This window comes from Jiangella asiatica (genome assembly GCF_004349065.1).
GTDB lineage: Bacteria > Actinomycetota > Actinomycetes > Jiangellales > Jiangellaceae > Jiangella > Jiangella asiatica.
On the sequence record NZ_SMKZ01000057.1, the window covers coordinates 24957 to 41586 of the forward strand.

Genomic DNA, 16630 nt, shown 5'->3' on the forward strand with positions numbered 1-16630 from the left:
TCGTTGACATCGCAGCAGGCCTCACCTAGCGTGTGAGCAATCGATTTCTAGATCGATTCCTGGATCAACCGAGAACGTTGTGGCGCGGGTAGCGCAGAGTGAGCGAGACGATGGGAGTGGGACACCGTGGCGCGTATCGGTGTGTTGACGATCTCCGATGGCCGGGACTTCGTGCACAGGGACATCGCGGACTGGGCGCGGTCGTCGGAGGACGCCATCGTCGCCGCCCTGGAAGGGGCCGGCCACGAGGTGGTCCGGGCACCTGAGCTGGTGTCGACCAACGAGCTCGCCAGCAGCCAGGCGCGGCTGGTCGCGCAGGAGCGGCCGGACCTGACCGTCTTCAACTACTCCGTCTGGGCGTTCCCGCACTTCTCGATGCTGGCCGCCGACGCGACACCGGGGCCGCTGGTGCTGCTGTCCAACATCGACCCGGTGCAGCCGGGCATGGTGGGCATGCTGGCAGCCGGCGGCGCGCTGGACCAGATCGGCCGGGTGCACGGCCGCGTCTGGGGCGACGTCGCCGACCCGGCCACGCTGGAGCGCCTGCTCGTGCACGTGCGCGCGGCGCAGGCAGTCGGCGGGCTGCGCGGCAGCACGTTCGGCCGGTTCGGCGGCCGCCCGATGGGCATGTACACCGCCGTCGCCAACGCCGACCAGTGGCTGTCGACGTTCGGCGTCGACGTCGAGGAGATCGACCAGTGGGAGATCGTGCGCCGGTCGGAGCTGGTGCCGGACTCGCGCGCGAAGGCCGGCCGGGAGTGGCTGGAGAAGCACGCCAACGTCCACTACGACGGCAAGCAGCTCACCCCGGAGCTGCTGGAGCGGCAGATCCGCTCCTACCACGCGGTGCGCGAGCTGATCGACGAGTGGAACCTCGACTTCTCCGGCATCAAGGGCCAGCCGGAGCTGACCACGCACTTCACCACCATGGACGTCACCGAGGCGTTCCTCAACGACCCCTATGACTGGGAGGGCCCGAAGCCGACCCATGTCACCGCGACTGAGTCGGACATGGATGCCGCGCTGACCATGCAGATCCTGAAGCTGATCTCCGGCGACCCGGTCCTGTTCGCCGACGTCCGGCACTACCACGCCGACCGCGATATCTGGGACATGGCCAACTCCGGCCAGCACGCCACCTGGTACGCCGCCCGCAGCGACGACCCGGCGGAGAACCTGCGCCGCGTGCACCTCTACCCGGAGGTGTTCTTCTTCCCTGCCGGCGGCGCGTCCGTCCACCACATCGCGGCGCCGGGCGACATGACGCTGGCCAGGCTGACGCGGCTCAGCGGCCGGTACCGCATGCAGGTCGTGCGCGGCGCGTTCGAGGACTACGGCGACGAGGTCAACGAGACGCTGGCACGCCAGTCCACCTTCGAGTGGCCGCACGCGTTCACCCGCATGGAGGTCCCGGCCGACGAGTTCCTGTCCCGCTTCGGCGCCAACCACATCCACGCCGTCCCGGGCGACTACGTGGCCGAGCTGGAGCAGGTCTGCCGCATGCTCGACGTCGACTTCGAGCCGCTGGGCAGCTGATGGACGATCTCGTCCTCGGGATCGACATCGGGACGGCGAGCAGCAAGGGAGTGCTGGCCACCGTCGACGGTGAGATCGTGGCCGTCGAGGTGGTCGAGCACGAGACGGCACGGCCGCGGCCGGGGTGGGTGGAGCACGACGCCGACGGTGTGTGGTGGTCGGACGTGTGCGAGCTCAGCCGCCGGCTGACCGGTGCGGCCGACGCGGGCCGCGTCCAGGCGGTCTGCGTGAGCGGTATCGGACCGACGGTGCTGCCCGCCGGCGCGGACGGGACGCCGCTGCGCCCGGCCATCCTCTACGGCGTCGACACCCGGGCCGTGGGGGAGGCCGCGGAGCTGACGGAGCGCCTGGGCGCCGACGCGGTGCTGGAGCGCTGCGGGTCGCGGCTGTCGTCGCAGTCGGCCGGGCCGAAGCTGGCGTGGCTGCGCCGGCACGAGCACGAGGTGTGGGCACGCACCCGCTACTTCTTCATGGCCAACGGGTACGTCGTGTACCGGCTGACCGGCCAGTACGTGCTCGATCACCATTCCGCGAACCAGGCGCAGCCGCTGTACGACCGGCACCGCGGCGAGTGGATCGAGGAGTGGGCCGCTGTCGTCGCTCCCGGGCTGGCGCTGCCGCGGCTGCTGTGGCCGGCCGAGATCGCCGGGACGGTGACGGCGGACGCCGCGGCCGCGACTGGCCTGCGGGCCGGCACGCCGGTCGCCGTCGGGACCATCGACGCCTGGGCCGAGGCCGAGAGCGTCGACGTCCGCCGGCCTGGCGACCTCATGATCATGTACGGCTCGACCATGTTCTTCATCGCGGTCACCTCGTCGCCGGTCGCGGACGCCAACCTCTGGGGCACGGTCGGGCAGCATCCGGGCCTGCACACGCTGGCCGGCGGGATGGCCAGCTCGGGCTCGATCACCGGCTGGTTCCGGTCACTGACCGGTGACCGGCCCTACGAGTCGCTGGTCGCCGACGCCGCCGCGGTGGGCGCTGGTGCGGACGGCCTCCTGGCGCTGCCGTACTTCGACGGCGAGCGAACCCCGTTCGCCGACCCCGACGCCCGCGGCGTCATCGCCGGGCTGACTCTGCGGCACGGGCCGGGCCATGTCTACCGGGCGCTGCTGGAGGCGACGGCGTTCGGCGTGCGGCACAATCTGGAGGCGTTCGCGGCCGCGGGCGTCACGCCGTCACGCGTGGTCGCGGTCGGCGGCGGGACCAAGGGTGACCTGTGGACCCGGATCGTGAGCGGCGTCGCCGTGGTCGACCAGGAGGTGCCCACGGTCACCGTCGGCGCGGCCTACGGCGACGCCAAGCTGGCCGCCGTCGCCGTCGGGGCCGCTGACCGCGACGCGAGGTGGAGCGGCGGCGGAGTCACCGTGGCGCCGGACCCCGCCGACGCCGCCGTCTACGAGAAGCTCTACCCCCTGTACCGGAGCCTGCACGAGCGCACCAGCGACCTCCAGCACGCGCTGGCCGGCGGGGCGTAGGCCGGGGAAGGGTGTCGGTGGCGGGCGGTAGCGTCGCTCCCATGGCCGACGCCGACATCGCCGATCCGCCGCCGCAGATCGTGCGGCGGCTGCGCGAGGTGTGCCTGAGCCTGCCCGACGCCTACGAGGAGCCGGCGTGGGTGGGCACCCGGTGGCGGGTCCGCGGCCGCACCTTCGCGCACGTCCTCGACATCGAGCTCGGTCATCCGGCCGCGTACGCCTGGGTGGTCGGCGCCGACCGGCCGATGACGGTTCTGTCGTTCCGAGCCACTGACGAAGAGATGAACGCGCTGCTCGCCGTCGGTCCGCCGTTCTTCCGCGGCCGGTGGGGCCGCGACGTCATGATCCTGGTGCTGGGCGACCACACCGACTGGACCGAGGTGGCCGAGCTGCTCACCGAGAGCTACTGCGTGCTGGCGCCGAAGAAGCTGGTCGCGCAGGTGCGGCAGCCAGGCGGCGAGGACGGTCAGTCCTCGGAGCGGCCGGCGCGCCAGTAGCCCATGAACGTGACGGCGCCCTTGTCGACGCCGCGCTCGCGGACCAGGTGCCGGCGGATGGTCTTGACCGCGCCAGCCTCGCCGGCCACCCACGCGTAGGCGCTGCTGGCGGCTCCGGCGGCCACCTCCCAGAGCACCTCGAGGTCGATGTCGACGGTGTCGACGGCGCTGGCGTCGAGCGCGGCCGCCTGGGCGCCGCGGCCGAAGTCGGTGCCGCGCACTGCGTCGACGAGCAGCTGGCCGTTCGGCGCGACCGAGCCGTCCGGGCGGTGCCGGGTGAGCCAGGTGACGTCGGCGTGGTGCGGTGCGGACAACGGCAGGACGTCGGCGGCCTCCGGGACCTCGAGGAACACCTGGAGCCGGGTGGTCTCGGCCAGGGTGGCGCGCAGCCGCTCGAGGATGCCGCCGATGGCCGGCACCGCGGTCTCGTCGCCGGCGATCAGAACGTCGCGGGCGTCGACCGGGGGGTGCCACTCGTGGCCGAGACAGTCGGCGCCGTACAGGCGGTTGGGGCCGATCAGCGCGACCTCCTGGCCGACGACGGCGCGGGCCGCCCAGGCCGAGGCCGGGCCGGCGTCGCCGTGCAGCGCGAAGTCGACGTCCACCTCGCGGGCGGCCGGCCGGACGGCGCGGATCGTGTAGGTGCGCACGTAGCCGCGCTCTGCCGGCTCGGCGGCGCGGTACTGCGCGTACCAGTCCGTGGTGGAGATCTCCGGCACGCGTCGCCCCGTCGCCGGCAGGTACAGCTTGATGCGCTGGTCGGGACCGTCGTGGCCGAACTCGTCGAGGTCACCGCCGGTGAACGTGATGCGCAGGAAGCACGGGCTGAGCCGTTGCACCCGGGCCACCGTGACCCGAAACGGGCGCCAGGACGGTACCTCGGCGGCGCGGCGGCCGGTACGCGCGGTGGTGGCGGTGGTCATCGTGTCCCCGGTTGAGGTCCCCGTCGAAAGCTTGCGTTGCCTAACTAAGGGGAGGCTAACCGATTACGCTCAAGATCGCACCCTCGGGGTGCCTTCCGTGGTGCCGTCTGTCGTGCCGGCGGGGTTCGAGTCGTCACCCACGTACGTGCCGGGCCGGTCAGTCCATCGGTCCAGTACCGCCGCAGCTCGTCCTTGTTGCGCAGCAGCCGTGCGAACCGGGGACGACCCGGGCGGCGACCGGGCCGGACACCGCCGTTAGCCTGGATGGGTGCTGACAACCGCACCCGTCGAACTGTCCGACCACGCCACTTTGCTGGCCCACAGCGATGGTCACCCGGTTCCCCGCTGGCACCTCGCCCCGGAGGAGTTCGACCGTGCCTGGTCGCTCGGCGGTGCGGTCGGGTGGACGGCCGTCGCACCGCACGGCCGCGCGCTGTTCGTCGTCGGTCCCGACAGTGAGGCGGCGAGCCTGGCGGCGGCCGTCGTGGATACCGAGCCGGTGCCCAGGGTCGTCGTACCACGCGACGCGGTGCCGCACCTGGAGCCCCTGCTCGGGGACGGGTGGGAGTGGGTCTGGTTCTGGACCGATCGGCCGCCGTCGCCGCGGCCCGGTGAGGCCGCGGCGCGGCGCCTGGGCGAGGACGACCACGACGCGCTCGCCGAGCTGCTGCGGGTGTCGTCGCCGCTCACGTCGGTGACGCCCGGCGACGGTCGCACCCGGTCCTGGTGGGGTGTCGAGGTCGATGGCGTTCTGGTCGCGTGCGCGGCCGAGTTCCCGCAGGCACCGGGCGTCTGGCACCTGCGGGGCGTCGCCACGCACCCGCGATGGCGCGGCCGCGGCCTGGGCGCTGACGCGACAGCCGCGGTGACGCGCGCCGCGTTCGGGCACGGAGCCCATGCAGTCACGCTCGGCATGTACGCCGACAACGGCGTCGCCTGGCGCATGTACGAACGGCTCGGCTTCCAGGTCGGCCAGGAGTTCGCCACCCGCACCGTGGTCCGCTGAACTCTCCGGCCCCGGGGCGCGACGGGAAGGAGTGGGCGCTACGAGGGTCAGAGTGCGGAGATGGTCCAGGTGGCGCGGTGTGTCTCGCCCGGCGCCATCACCACGAGGTCGACGCCGGAGTTGAACGCGTCGGGCGGGCAGGTCATCGGCTCGACCGCGAGGCCGACGCGGTGCCCGGCCTCGCCCGGCCGGTCGGCGGTGTGGATCTGCACCCACGGGCAGTTCGCGGCGTCCCAGGTGCACGCCACGCCGCGCCCGTCGGCCGCAAGCACCCGCACCTGAGCCGTGCCGCGGTCGTCGGCCGACAGGGCGGTGAACGCGTGGTCGACGAAGGTGTCGCCGATGGTCCGGGCAGCCCGGAAGTCGAACGCGGAGCCGTCCACCGGCGCCCGGCCCACCGGCAGCAGGCGGTCCGGCGTCACCTCGAGATACTCCGTCGCCGGCAGCTCCAGCGACCACTCGTCGACCCGACCGTCGCCGGCCACGAGGTACGGGTGCGGCGCGGTGCCGTACGGCGCCGGCCCGTTGCCGGTGTTGGTGGCGGAGACGGTCCAGTGCAGGCCGGCCTCGTCGAGCTGGTAGTGGACGCGAAGGTCGAGCGGGTGCGGGTAGTACGGCTGGGGAACGAGCCGGTGCGCCAGCTCGACCGCGGCGGCGGACTCCGTCACCACGTCCCAGCGCACCCAGGTGACCAGACCGTGCAGTGCGTTGCGGCGGTCGGGCTCGGTCAGCGGGAGCTGGCGGGCCTGCCCGGCGAACTCGTAGCGGCCGTCGGCGATGCGGTTCGGCCATGGCGCCAGCACGGCCCCCCGGTGCGCGGGGCGGATCTCGTCGACGTCGAAGCCGACGACGAGCGGCCGCTGGCCGTGGTGCAGCGTGCGCAGGGTGGCGCCGGCCTCGGTCACGACGGCGGTGTAGTCGCCGTGCCGCAGCTCGACCTGGGTGCCACTGGGACTCACGTGGGGTTCTCCTCGATGCCTGCGCCCGCTGCCGGGCGAACGGTGAAGACGGACGGTGCGGTGAAGCCCCGTTCGTCGAAGGCGGCACGTACAGCGTCGGCCACCCGGTCCGAGTCTGCCGTACCGGTGAGGGCGACGACGGAGCCGCCGAAGCCGCCGCCGGTCATCCGGGCCCCAAGCGCGCCGGCCGCGAGCGCGCTCTCGACCGCGACGTCCACCTCGTCGACGGTGATCTCGTAGTCGTCGCGCATCGAGGCGTGCGATGCGGTCAGCAGCGGGCCGATCTCGCCGACGCGGCCGGAGCGCAGCAGCGCCACCGTGTCCAGGACGCGGGCGTTCTCGGTGAGCACGTGGCGGACGCGCCGGCGCATGACACCGTCGTCGCCGAGCTTGCCGAGCACGTCGTCGACGGCATCGTCCTGCACCTCCCGCAGCGTGGGCACGCCCAGCAGCGCGGCCGCCTGCTCGCAGCTGGCCCGGCGAGCGCCGTAGCCGCCACCGGTGTGCTCGTGGTGCACCCGGGTGTCGACGACGAGCAGGCTCAGGCCGGCGGCCTGGAGTTCGCACGGCACGGGCTCGGCGGTCATGGCCCGGGCGTCGAAGAGGATGACGTGCCCGTCCTTGCCGTGCAGCGACGCCATCTGGTCCATCGCGCCGGTGGGCGCGCCGACATAGACATTCTCGGCCCGCTGCACCAGCAGCGCCAGCGTCGTGCGATCGAGCCCGAGGCCGCACAGGTCGTTCAGGGTGACCGCGACCGAGCACTCCAGCGCGTGCGACGACGACAGCCCGGCACCGGATGGCACGGTGCTGTCGATGTGCACGTCCGCGCCGGGCACGTCGTGTCCTGCGTCGCGCAGTGCCCAGAAGACCCCGGCCACGTACGCCGCCCAGCCGCTGACGTCGCCGGGCCGGCTGTCGACGGGGAACGTCGTCGGCACGGTCGCCGGTGCGCTGGACGATGCGGCCACGACGCCGTCGGTGCGCGGCGTCACCCGTGCCGTCGTGCGGAAGGCTATGGCCAACGGCAGCGCGAAGCCGCCGTTGTAGTCGGTGTGCTCGCCGATGAGGTTGACCCGGCCCGGCGCGGAACCGGTGCGGGTGCTCATCGCTGCAGGAACGTCCACGCGTCCTCCACGATCGTGTCCAGGTCGTGCTCCGGCCGCCAGCCGAGGTCGGCGGTGATCCGTTCCGACGAGGCGACGAGGACCGGCGGGTCGCCGGGCCGCCGCTCGCGTTCGCGCGTGGGCACCGGATGTCCGGTGACTCGCCGCACCGCCTCGATCACCTCACGCACGGAGTAGCCGGTGCCGGAACCGAGGTTGTAGACGCGGTGCGTGCCGCCCGCCTCGGCGCTGCCGGTCCAGTCCAGCGCCAGCAGGTGCGCCCGGCCGAGGTCCTCGACGTGCAGGTAGTCGCGGACGGCGGTGCCGTCGGGCGTCGGGTAGTCGGTGCCGAAGACGTCGACCGTCTCACGCCGGCCGGCCGGGACCGCCAGCACATTCGGGATCAGGTGCGTCTCCGGGTCGTGCCGCTCGCCGTGCCGGCCCAGCGCGCCGCCGACGTTGAAGTAGCGCAGGCTCACCGCGGCCAGGCCGTGCGCGGTCGCCTCGCCGGCCAGGGCGTGGTCGACGGCGAGCTTGCTCTGGCCGTACGGGTTGATCGGCACCGCCGGGGTGTCCTCGGTGATGGGGACGACCGGCGGCTGGCCGTAGGTGGCCGCCGTCGACGAGGAAACCAGCCGCCGCACGCCCGCCTCGCGCATCGCGTCGAGCAGCCGGAGCGTGCCCACCACGTTGTTCCACCAGTAGAGCCCGGGCTGCGTCACCGACTCGCCGACCAGCGACCGGGCGGCGAAGTGCAGCACGGCGTCGAAGCTGGCGTCCAGCACCGAGCCGGCGTCCTCGACGCCCTTCTCCACCAGCTCGGCGCCCTCCGGCACGAAGTCGCGGTGTCCGGTCAGGAGGTTGTCGAGGACGACCACCTCGTGCCCGGCGGACACGAGCTGCGCGCCCACCACCGAGCCGATGTAGCCGGCACCCCCGGTCACCAGCAATTTCACAAGAACACCTTCCGCAGTCGTGCCGCGACGTCCTCGGGCAGCATGTCGGTTATGAACGCGCCCATTCCGGACTCCGACCCGGCCAGGTACTTGAGCTTGTCCGCCGCCCGTTTGACGGAGTACAGCTGCAGGTGCAGGTAGGCGAGGCCACGGTCGGTGCGGACCGGCGCCTGGTGCCAGGCCGCGATGTACGGTATCGGCGCGTCGTACAGCGCGTCGAACCGCTTCAACACGTCCAAGTAGAGGTCGACGAACTCGTCGCGCTCGGTGTCGTCGAGGTCGGTGATCGCGGCGACCTGCCGGTGCGGGTACAGGTGCACCTCGATGGGCCACCGGGCCGCGGCCGGCACGAACGCCGTCCAGTGCTCCGTACGTGCCACCACCCGCTCGCCGGCCCGCTCCTCGGCCAGGATGTCGGCGAAGAGGTTGCGGCCGGTGCGCTCGCGGTGCCGGCGCGCCGATTCCAGCATCCGCGTGGTGCGCGGGGTCACGAACGGGTAGGCGTAGATCTGCCCGTGCGGGTGCGACAGGGTCACCCCGATCTCCTCGCCGCGGTTCTCGAAGCAGAACACCTGCTCGACGCCGGGCAGCGCGGACAGCTCGGTACTGCGGTCGGCCCACGCTTCGACGACCAGCCGGGCCTGCTCCGGTGCGAGCGTGGCGAACGACGCTGTGTGGTCGCTGCTGAAGCACAGCACCTCGCACCGGCCGCTGCCTGGCCGCACCGGTACCAGGTCGGTGCCGGTGACATCGGTGGTCGCGCGGGTCGAGAGGCTGGGGAAGCGGTTCTCGAACGCGACGACGTCGTACTGCTCCGAGGGCACCTCGGTCGGCCGGCCCGGCGTGGACGGGCACAGCGGGCACAGGTCGGCGGGCGGCATGAACGTGCGGGTCTGGCGGTGCCCGGCCATCGTGACCCACTCGTCCAGGACGGGGTCGTGGCGCAGCTGCGACGTGGTGCTGACCGGCGGGAGGTCGCGGGGGTCGTCGAGCCGGTGGGCCGCGTCGTCGCGGCGGTCGAAGTAGATGATCTCGCGGCCGTCGGCCAGCCGCGCCGTGGTGCGTTTCATTCCGGTCCGTTCTCGTGCGGTGCTTCGGGTTCGGCTGTGGCCAGGACCAGGTCCCCGACCAGGTCGGTCAGCTGCTCGCGGGCGTCGTCGGGGAGTTTGTCGTCGGTGACCAGTACGTCGGCCTCGTCCAGCCGGACGATGGTGCTGATGCCCACCGTTCCCCACTTCGTGTGGTCGGCGACGACGGCCAGCCGCCGACCGGCCGCCACCAGGGCGCGGTCGGTGTCGGCCTCGAGCAGGTTGGGCGTGGTGAATCCGGCACGCGGGTCGATACCGTGGACGCCGAGGAACACCAGGTCGAGGTTGAGCCGCTCCAGAGACGCGACGGCGACCGGCCCGACCAGCGCGTCGGACGGCGTGCGCACGCCGCCGGTGAGGATGACGTCGACGTCGCCGCTGTCGTGCAGCACGTCGGCGATCTGCATGGAGTTGGTGACGACGGTGAGCCGCGGGATGCCACGCAACAGCCAGGCGAGCGTCCACGTCGTCGTGCCAGCGGACAGGCCGACGGCCGACCCCGGAGCGACCAGCGCCGCCGCGGCCCGGGCGATGGCCTCCTTCTCGGCCTGCTGGCGCTGCCGCTTGGCGGCGAAGCCGGGCTCCTCGGTGCTGGGCGCCCGCCGCGACGTGGCACCGCCGTGGACCTTGTCCAGAGTCCCCCTGGCGACCAGGGCGTCGAGGTCGCGGCGGATCGTCATGTCCGAGACGCCGAACCGTCCGGCCAGCTCCGTCACCCGTGCCGCGCCGCGACGACTCACCTCGTCGAGGATGAGCGCCTGACGCTCCGCGGCCAGCATCGGACTCCCGTCGTGTTCGGCTATGTTCGTTCCTGTGTGAAAGTGTAGCAGCCGCTGTGCGGTGCTGTGCGAACCCTCCAGCCCTCTCTGCTGCCTCGCGTTGATCAGGGTGATGGCGGGGAGCGCCGCCGGAGTGGTCGGGTCCGGGGTGGCCGGCAGGGTGGGTTGTTGGGTGCACGCCTACTGGCCTGTCATGACGTCCTGGCTCGGGTGCAACGCGTTTCGGCCCGTTCCGGTCGTCGGGCGTCGCTGGCCATTGCTACCGCGTGATCGTCAACGATCCGCGACATCACCAGGCATTCCCGCGCTCCGCCAGGCACACGACCAGGCGGAGCACACAGCATCCTCGTGATGTCCGCGATCGTCGCTGGTCATGGGGGCGTGCTGGTCAGAACTCCATCGACGACGGCGCGCGCCTGCGCCTGGATCGCGGCCAGGTGGTCGGGGCCGCGGAAGCTCTCGGCGTAGATCTTGTACACGTCCTCGGTGCCGGACGGACGCGCGGCGAACCAGCCGGACTCCGTCACCACCTTGAGCCCGCCGATCGGGGCGTCGTTGCCTGGCACCCGGGTCATGGCGGCCACGATCGGCTCGCCGGCCAGCTCCTTCGTCGTCACCTGGTCCGGCGACAGCGCACCGAGAGCCGCCTTCTGCTCCCGGGTCGCGGGCGCGTCGACCCGGGCGTAGGCAGGTTCGCCGTAACGCTGCGCCAGCACTCGGTAGTGCTGGCTGGGCGACGACCCCGTCACCGCGATGATCTCCGCCGCGAGCAGGCAGGCGATGATGCCGTCCTTGTCGGTGGTCCAGGCGCCGCCGTCGCGGCGCAGGAACGACGCGCCGGCGGACTCCTCGCCGCCGAATCCGACCGAGGCGTCGAGCAGGCCCGGCACGAACCACTTGAATCCGACCGGCACCTCCACCAGCGACCGGCCCAGCCCGGACGCGACCCGGTCGATCATCGACGAGCTGACCAGGGTCTTGCCGACCGCCGCCGCCGCGGGCCAGCCGGCGCGGTGGCGGAACAGGTAGTCGATGGCGACGGCGAGGTAGTGGTTGGGGTTCATCAGCCCGCCGTCCGGCGTCACGATGCCGTGCCGGTCGGCGTCGGCGTCGTTGCCGGTCGCGACGTCGAACCCGGCGCCGTCGTCGGACATGCGGTCGATCAGCGACGCCATCGCGTAGGGCGAGGAGCAGTCCATGCGGATCCTGCCGTCCCAGTCCAGCGTCATGAAACGCCAGGTGGGGTCGACGAGCGGGTTGACGACGGTGAGGTCCAGCCGGTGCCGCTCGGCGATGGCCGCCCAGTAGTCGACGGACGCCCCGCCCAGCGGGTCCGCGCCGATGCGCACCCCGGCGGAGCGGATCGCGTCGACGTCCACGACCGCGGCCAGGTCGTCGACGTAGGTGCCGAGGAAGTCGTACGTGCCGCTGGCCGGCGCGCCGCGACCGGAGGCCAGGTGCATCCGCTGCACCCCGCCCAGCCCGTTCTCGAGGTAGCGGTTGGCGGCGTCCTGGATGGCTCCGGTGATCTCCGAGCCCGCGGGGCCGCCGTCCGGCGGGTTGTACTTGAATCCGCCGTCCCACGGCGGGTTGTGCGACGGGGTGACGACGACGCCGTCCGCGCGCCGGCCGTCACGACCCGCTCCGGAGTTGTGCCGCAGGATCGCGTGCGACACCGCCGGCGTCGGGGTGTACCGGTCGGCGGAGTCGACCAGCAGGATCACGTCGTTGGCGGCGAACACCTCGACGGCCGTCGCCCACGCCGGCTCGGACAGCGCGTGGGTGTCCTTGCCCAGGAACAGCGGGCCGTCGACGCCCGCGGCGGCCCGGTGGTCGCAGATGGCCTGCGCCGTCGCGGCGATGTGGTCGTCGTTGAACGCCGCCGCGAGCGAGGACCCCCGGTGCCCCGACGTCCCGAACGACACCCGCTGGCCGGGCTGCGTCGGATCGGGATGCGTCGTGTAGTAGGCCCGGACCAGCTGGGCAACGTCGACCAGGTCCTCGGGGGCGGCGGGCTGCCCCGCGCGGGGGTGGTTGGTCACCGCGTCATCCTCTCGCGCCTTCGGTCGTGCCGGCTGACACCCCGCACTCTAGGATTTCTGGATGGGCGACTCCACCACGGGCCGACATACCAGCTGCAAGGGGACCTCGTCGTGAACCAGGGCACCCTGCTCAACTTCGGCCTCGTCATGCTGTTCATCCTGGTCGGCGGGGTCTTCGCGGCCACCGAGCTGGCGCTGGTGTCCTTGCGCGAGAGCCAGCTGGCACAGTTGGCCCAGCAGGGCCGGCGCGGCGAGCGGGTGGCGGCGCTCGCGCACAACCCCAACCGCTTTCTCTCGGCGGTGCAGATCGGCGTCACGGTCGCCGGCTTCTTCTCCGCCGCGTACGGTGCGTCCACGCTGGCGCCGGACCTGGCACCGGTCCTCGAGGACTGGGGGCTGCCGGCCGGTGCGTCGGACACCGTCGCGTTCATCGCACTGACGCTGTTCATCGCCTACCTCTCGCTGGTCTTCGGCGAGCTGGTACCCAAGCGCATCGCCCTCCAACGCTCCGCCGGGGTCTCTCTGCTGGTGGCGCCCCCGCTGGACCGGTTCGCCATCCTCATGCGCCCGGTCATCTGGTTCCTGTCCCGCTCCACCGACGTGGTCGTGCGGCTCGTCGGCGGCGACCCGTCCGCGCAGCGCGAGGAGATGAGCGAGGAGGAGCTGCGCGAGCTGGTCTCCGGCCACGAAGGACTCGGCGAGGAGGAGCGGCGCATCGTGGGTGACGTGTTCGCCGCCGGCGACCGCCAGGTGCGCGAGGTCATGCGCCCGCGCACCGATGTCGACTTCCTCGACGCCGACATGCCGGTGTTCAAGGCGGTCAAGCTGGCCGCCGCCATGCCGCACTCGCGCTACCCCGTGGTCGGCGCGTCCACTGACGACGTCGTCGGCTTCGTACACGTCCGCGACCTGTTCGACCCCGAAGTGTCCCGGCGCAGCATCCGGGTCGAGGAGCTGGTTCGCGACGTCCTCGTGCTCCCCGGCACCAAGCGGGTGCTGCCGGCGATGACGGAGATGCGCCGCGAAGGCTCGCACCTGGCCGTCGTCGTCGACGAGTACGGCGGCACCGCCGGCATCGTGACCCTGGAGGACCTCGTCGAGGAGCTCGTCGGCGAGATCCGCGACGAGTACGACACCGACGAGCTACCCGCGGCGGCGGCCTTCGGTGGCGTCGTCGACGTCGACGGCATGCTCAACATCGAGGACTTCGCCCAACGCATCGGGGTCTCGCTGCCCGACGGGCCCTACGAGACCGTCGCCGGCTTCGTGGTGGCCCGGCTGGGCCGGCTGCCCTACGTCGGCGACTCCGTCGAGTTCGACGGCATCCGGCTCGAGATCACCGCCGTCGACGGACGGCGGGCGTCGCGGCTGCGGGTCCACCCGCTGGCCGAGCCCGGCGGTGGTGAGGCCGCTGGTCAGCCGGCCGCACCGGACGACGGCGAGACAGCGGCCCCGCCCGCTGGATGACGCCGTGCCGAGAAGGACCGCTCCGGGGTGTCCTCCGCCACGACGGCTGACACAATGGCGGGCATGACGACCAGCCGCCGCCCACGTGTGCTCTCCGGGATGCAGCCGACCAATGCGTCGCTGCACCTGGGTAACTACCTGGGTGCGCTGCGGCAATGGGTGGCGCTGCAGGACGACCACGACGCCTTCTACTGCGTCGTCGACCTGCACGCCATCACCGCCGGGCACGACCCCGCCCAGCTGCGCGAGCGCACCCGCATCACCGCTGCCCAGTACCTCGCCGGCGGCGTCGACCCCGAGCGCAGCACCTTGTTCGTGCAGAGCCACGTGCCCGAGCACCCGCAGCTGTCGTGGGTGCTGAGCTGTATCACCGGGTTCGGCGAGGCCAGCCGGATGACTCAGTTCAAGGACAAGTCAGCTCGCGCCGGGGCCGAGAGCACCACCGTCGGCCTGTTCACCTACCCGATCCTGCAGGCCGCGGACATCCTCCTCTACCAGGCCGACCAGGTGCCCGTCGGCGAGGACCAACGCCAGCACATCGAGCTCACCCGCGACCTCGGCGGCCGGTTCAACTCCCGGTTCGGCGACACGTTCGTGCTGCCCGAGGCGTACATCCCCGCGGCGACGGCCAAGATCTACGACCTGCAGGACCCGACCGCCAAGATGAGCAAGAGCGTCGCCGGGTCCGGGCTGATCGAGCTGCTCGACGCACCCAAGACCATCGAGAAGCGCATCAAGAGCGCGGTCACCGACACCGGCCGCGAGGTCGTCGCCGATGCCGAGAACAAGCCCGGCGTCACCAACCTGGTCACTATCCTGTCCGCGTTCAGTGGGCGCTCGATCGCACAGATCGAGCAGGACTTCGCCGGCCGGGGATACGGCGACCTCAAGAAGGAGGTGGCGGCCGCGGTGCTCGACGTCGTCGTGCCGTTTCAGCAGCGGGTCCGCGAGCTGCTCGACGACCCGGCCGAGCTCGATGCCGTCCTGGCCAGGGGAGCCGCGAAGGCCCGCGAGGTCGCCGGGCCGACGCTCGCGAGGGTGTACGACCGCGTCGGATTCCTCCCAGCGCGGTGACCTGGTGACATCCGACTCCCGACCCGCCGGCCAGACCATCGGTCTGGCCGTGCCGATTCCGGAGCCGTACGGCAGTGAGCTGCAGGACTGGCGGCGCTCCTTCGGAGACCCGCTGGCCGACGCGATCCCCGCCCACATCACGCTGCTGCCGCCCACCAACGTCGCCGCCGGCGAACGCGACACCGTCTACGCCCACCTCAACGAGGTCGCCACCCGCTTCGCGCCGTTCCGCGTGCACCTGCGCGGCACGGCCACGTTCCTGCCGGTCTCGCCGGTGGTGTTCGTCGCGCTGGCGCAGGGCATCTCCGCGTGCGAGCGGCTGTCCGACGCCATCCGCACCGGCCCGCTCAAGGTCGAGCTGTCCTTCCCGTACCACCCGCATGTGACCGTCGCCCACCATGTGTCCGAGGAGGCGATGGACACCGCCTTCGACACGCTCGCCGGCTACGACGCGGGCTTCGACGTCGCCGCGTTCAGCCTCTACGAGCACGGCGACGACGGCTACTGGCGCCGCGAGCACGACTTCGCCCTGAGCGGAGAGGCAGCCCGGGTGTGATCGCCCGGCTGCGCGCGGTCTGGGCGCGGCTACAACGCACCCTGCCGTTGCGGGCCTGGCAGCGCTACGGCGACCTGCGCGGCAACCGGCTGGCCGGCGCGTGCAGCTTCTACGGCTTCGTGTCGCTGTTCCCGTTGCTGGTGCTTGCCGCGGCGCTCGTCAGCGCGATCGCCGGCGAGTCCGGCGTCGAGACCGTCCAGGAGATCGTCGACGACAACCTGCCGGGTCTCCAGCTGGACGTCAGCGACTTCCACGAGCGGGCCGGCACAATCGGCGTCATCGGCGCGGGAATCCTGCTGTTCACTGGACTGGGCTGGGTCGACGCGGTGCGCGCCGCCGTCCGCTCCATGTGGGGCGTCGACGACCAGCCGGGAAACGTCGTGGTGCGCAAGGCCCTCGACATCGTTTCGCTGGCCGGGCTGGGCGTGCTCATCCTGGTCTCCTGGGGCGCCAGCGTGGTGCTGGTGTCCTTCGCCGGCGACGTCCTCGACTGGCTCGGGTTCAGCAGCGGCGGCTGGGTGCTGCGGGTGGTCAGCGGCCTGGTGTCGGTCGGGGTGAGCGCAGCGCTGTTCGCGTATCTGCTGTCCGGGCTGCCGCGCATCGCGGTGCCCGTGCGCAACCTGGCCGTGGTGTCACTGCTCGGCGCCGTGGTGTTCGAGCTGCTCAAGCAGTTCCTGGTGCAGTACGTCGTCGGCACGGCGACGCAGAGCTCCTACGCCGCGTTCGCCGCGCCGCTGGCGATGCTGGCCTGGATCTACGTGGTGACGCGGCTGCTCATGGTGACGGCCGCCATCACCGCCGAGAGCGCGATCGACCGGCTCGAGGACGCGGAGCGGGCCGAGGTCGCGCTGCGGTCGTCCGACCGCGGCGCCGTCGTCGACCCGGCTGAGCAGTCCGCTGCTGCCCTGTCGCCGCTGACCCCGGCTCAGGTGAAGGCGGTCACTCTCACCTCCGGCGCGGTGCTCGGCGCCGCCACCCTCGCATTGGCCGTGGTCACCGTCCGCGCCGTTCGCACCGTGGCCTCGGCCGCACTCCGCCGCCCTTCCCTCCCGAAATGATCACGCCGGCCCATCACGAGGACTTATTGCGCGTCACCATGCGTGCAAGCATGGTGCGACACGAGATTTCGTGCTGAACGTGATCATTTCGGCGCAGGGAGGGGG

The 16630-nt window shown here is 72.1% G+C and carries 15 protein-coding genes; 8 read left to right on the plus strand and 7 right to left on the minus strand.

Annotated elements, in window-relative coordinates:
• Positions 1 to 126: 126 nt before the first annotated feature.
• From E1269_RS26965 to E1269_RS26975, 3 genes are read left to right on the plus strand one after another with little or no spacing between them, the layout of a single operon-like run.
• Positions 127 to 1536, plus strand: coding sequence for an L-fucose/L-arabinose isomerase family protein (locus E1269_RS26965; RefSeq protein WP_131900428.1), 1410 nt, complete (start codon positions 127 to 129; stop codon positions 1534 to 1536).
• The gene (locus tag E1269_RS26970; RefSeq protein WP_131900430.1) at positions 1536 to 3014 is read left to right on the plus strand and encodes an FGGY-family carbohydrate kinase; all 1479 of its coding nucleotides are present in this window, start codon (positions 1536 to 1538) and stop codon (positions 3012 to 3014) included. The genes E1269_RS26965 and E1269_RS26970 overlap by 1 nt, the downstream gene beginning before the upstream one ends.
• A gap of 41 nt (positions 3015 to 3055) precedes the next feature.
• On the plus strand, positions 3056 to 3511 hold the full coding sequence (locus tag E1269_RS26975) for an MmcQ/YjbR family DNA-binding protein (RefSeq protein WP_131900432.1): 456 nt from the start codon (positions 3056 to 3058) through the stop codon (positions 3509 to 3511).
• Here the strand turns inward: E1269_RS26975 and E1269_RS26980 are convergent.
• Positions 3481 to 4434 (minus strand): siderophore-interacting protein, encoded by a 954-nt coding sequence (locus E1269_RS26980; RefSeq protein ID WP_131900434.1) that lies wholly within the window; start codon positions 4432 to 4434, stop codon positions 3481 to 3483. The genes E1269_RS26975 and E1269_RS26980 overlap by 31 nt on opposite strands.
• A 268-nt stretch (positions 4435 to 4702) precedes the next feature.
• Here E1269_RS26980 and E1269_RS26985 point away from each other — a divergent pair, with 268 nt between their 5' ends.
• Positions 4703 to 5440, plus strand: a complete 738-nt coding sequence (locus tag E1269_RS26985) for a GNAT family N-acetyltransferase (protein WP_131900436.1) — start codon at positions 4703 to 4705, stop codon at positions 5438 to 5440.
• Positions 5441 to 5487: 47 nt separating this feature from the next.
• Here the strand turns inward: E1269_RS26985 and E1269_RS26990 are convergent, their stop codons facing one another.
• The 6 genes from E1269_RS26990 to pgm form a co-directional block, all read right to left on the minus strand.
• Complete coding sequence (locus tag E1269_RS26990; protein ID WP_131900438.1) at positions 5488 to 6399, minus strand: aldose 1-epimerase family protein; 912 nt, start codon at positions 6397 to 6399, stop codon at positions 5488 to 5490.
• On the minus strand, positions 6396 to 7526 hold the full coding sequence (galK, locus tag E1269_RS26995) for a galactokinase (RefSeq protein ID WP_131900440.1): 1131 nt from the start codon (positions 7524 to 7526) through the stop codon (positions 6396 to 6398). The genes E1269_RS26990 and galK overlap by 4 nt, the downstream gene beginning before the upstream one ends.
• Entirely contained in the window at positions 7505 to 8461 is a 957-nt protein-coding gene (gene galE / locus E1269_RS27000; protein ID WP_131900442.1) for a UDP-glucose 4-epimerase GalE, read from the minus strand. Before galE ends, galK begins: the two co-directional genes overlap by 22 nt.
• A complete protein-coding gene (gene galT / locus E1269_RS27005; RefSeq protein WP_131900444.1) occupies positions 8458 to 9531 on the minus strand; it encodes a galactose-1-phosphate uridylyltransferase in 1074 nt (357 codons plus the stop codon). The genes galE and galT overlap by 4 nt, the downstream gene beginning before the upstream one ends.
• The gene (locus tag E1269_RS27010; RefSeq protein WP_131900446.1) at positions 9528 to 10328 is read right to left on the minus strand and encodes a DeoR/GlpR family DNA-binding transcription regulator; all 801 of its coding nucleotides are present in this window, start codon (positions 10326 to 10328) and stop codon (positions 9528 to 9530) included. Before E1269_RS27010 ends, galT begins: the two co-directional genes overlap by 4 nt.
• 371 nt (positions 10329 to 10699) lie before the next feature.
• Positions 10700 to 12370, minus strand: coding sequence for a phosphoglucomutase (alpha-D-glucose-1,6-bisphosphate-dependent) (pgm, locus tag E1269_RS27015; protein ID WP_131900447.1), 1671 nt, complete (start codon positions 12368 to 12370; stop codon positions 10700 to 10702).
• A 111-nt stretch (positions 12371 to 12481) separates the two neighbouring features.
• Here pgm and E1269_RS27020 point away from each other — a divergent pair, with 111 nt between their 5' ends.
• The 4 genes from E1269_RS27020 to E1269_RS27035 all read left to right on the plus strand — a co-directional run bounded on the left by E1269_RS27020 (position 12482) and on the right by E1269_RS27035 (position 16525).
• Positions 12482 to 13837, plus strand: coding sequence for a hemolysin family protein (locus tag E1269_RS27020; protein WP_131900449.1), 1356 nt, complete (start codon positions 12482 to 12484; stop codon positions 13835 to 13837).
• 63 nt (positions 13838 to 13900) lie between these two features.
• Complete coding sequence (gene trpS, locus E1269_RS27025) at positions 13901 to 14911, plus strand: tryptophan--tRNA ligase (protein ID WP_131900451.1); 1011 nt, start codon at positions 13901 to 13903, stop codon at positions 14909 to 14911.
• Positions 14912 to 14915: 4 nt separating this feature from the next.
• Entirely contained in the window at positions 14916 to 15467 is a 552-nt protein-coding gene (locus E1269_RS27030; protein ID WP_203434118.1) for a 2'-5' RNA ligase family protein, read from the plus strand.
• Positions 15464 to 16525: a YihY/virulence factor BrkB family protein gene (locus tag E1269_RS27035; protein ID WP_162606649.1), complete on the plus strand. Its 1062-nt coding sequence runs from the start codon at positions 15464 to 15466 to the stop codon at positions 16523 to 16525. Before E1269_RS27030 ends, E1269_RS27035 begins: the two co-directional genes overlap by 4 nt.
• Positions 16526 to 16630 lie beyond the last annotated feature (105 nt).

Coding starts and splice junctions, on each gene's coding strand:
- galT (WP_131900444.1), bottom strand. CDS start 9,531: ATGAAACGCACCACGGCGCGGCTGGCCGACGGCCGCGAGATCATCTAC.
- E1269_RS26970 (WP_131900430.1), top strand. CDS start 1,536: ATGGACGATCTCGTCCTCGGGATCGACATCGGGACGGCGAGCAGCAAG.
- E1269_RS26975 (WP_131900432.1), top strand. CDS start 3,056: ATGGCCGACGCCGACATCGCCGATCCGCCGCCGCAGATCGTGCGGCGG.
- trpS (WP_131900451.1), top strand. CDS start 13,901: ATGACGACCAGCCGCCGCCCACGTGTGCTCTCCGGGATGCAGCCGACC.
- E1269_RS26980 (WP_131900434.1), bottom strand. CDS start 4,434: ATGACCACCGCCACCACCGCGCGTACCGGCCGCCGCGCCGCCGAGGTA.
- E1269_RS27010 (WP_131900446.1), bottom strand. CDS start 10,328: ATGCTGGCCGCGGAGCGTCAGGCGCTCATCCTCGACGAGGTGAGTCGT.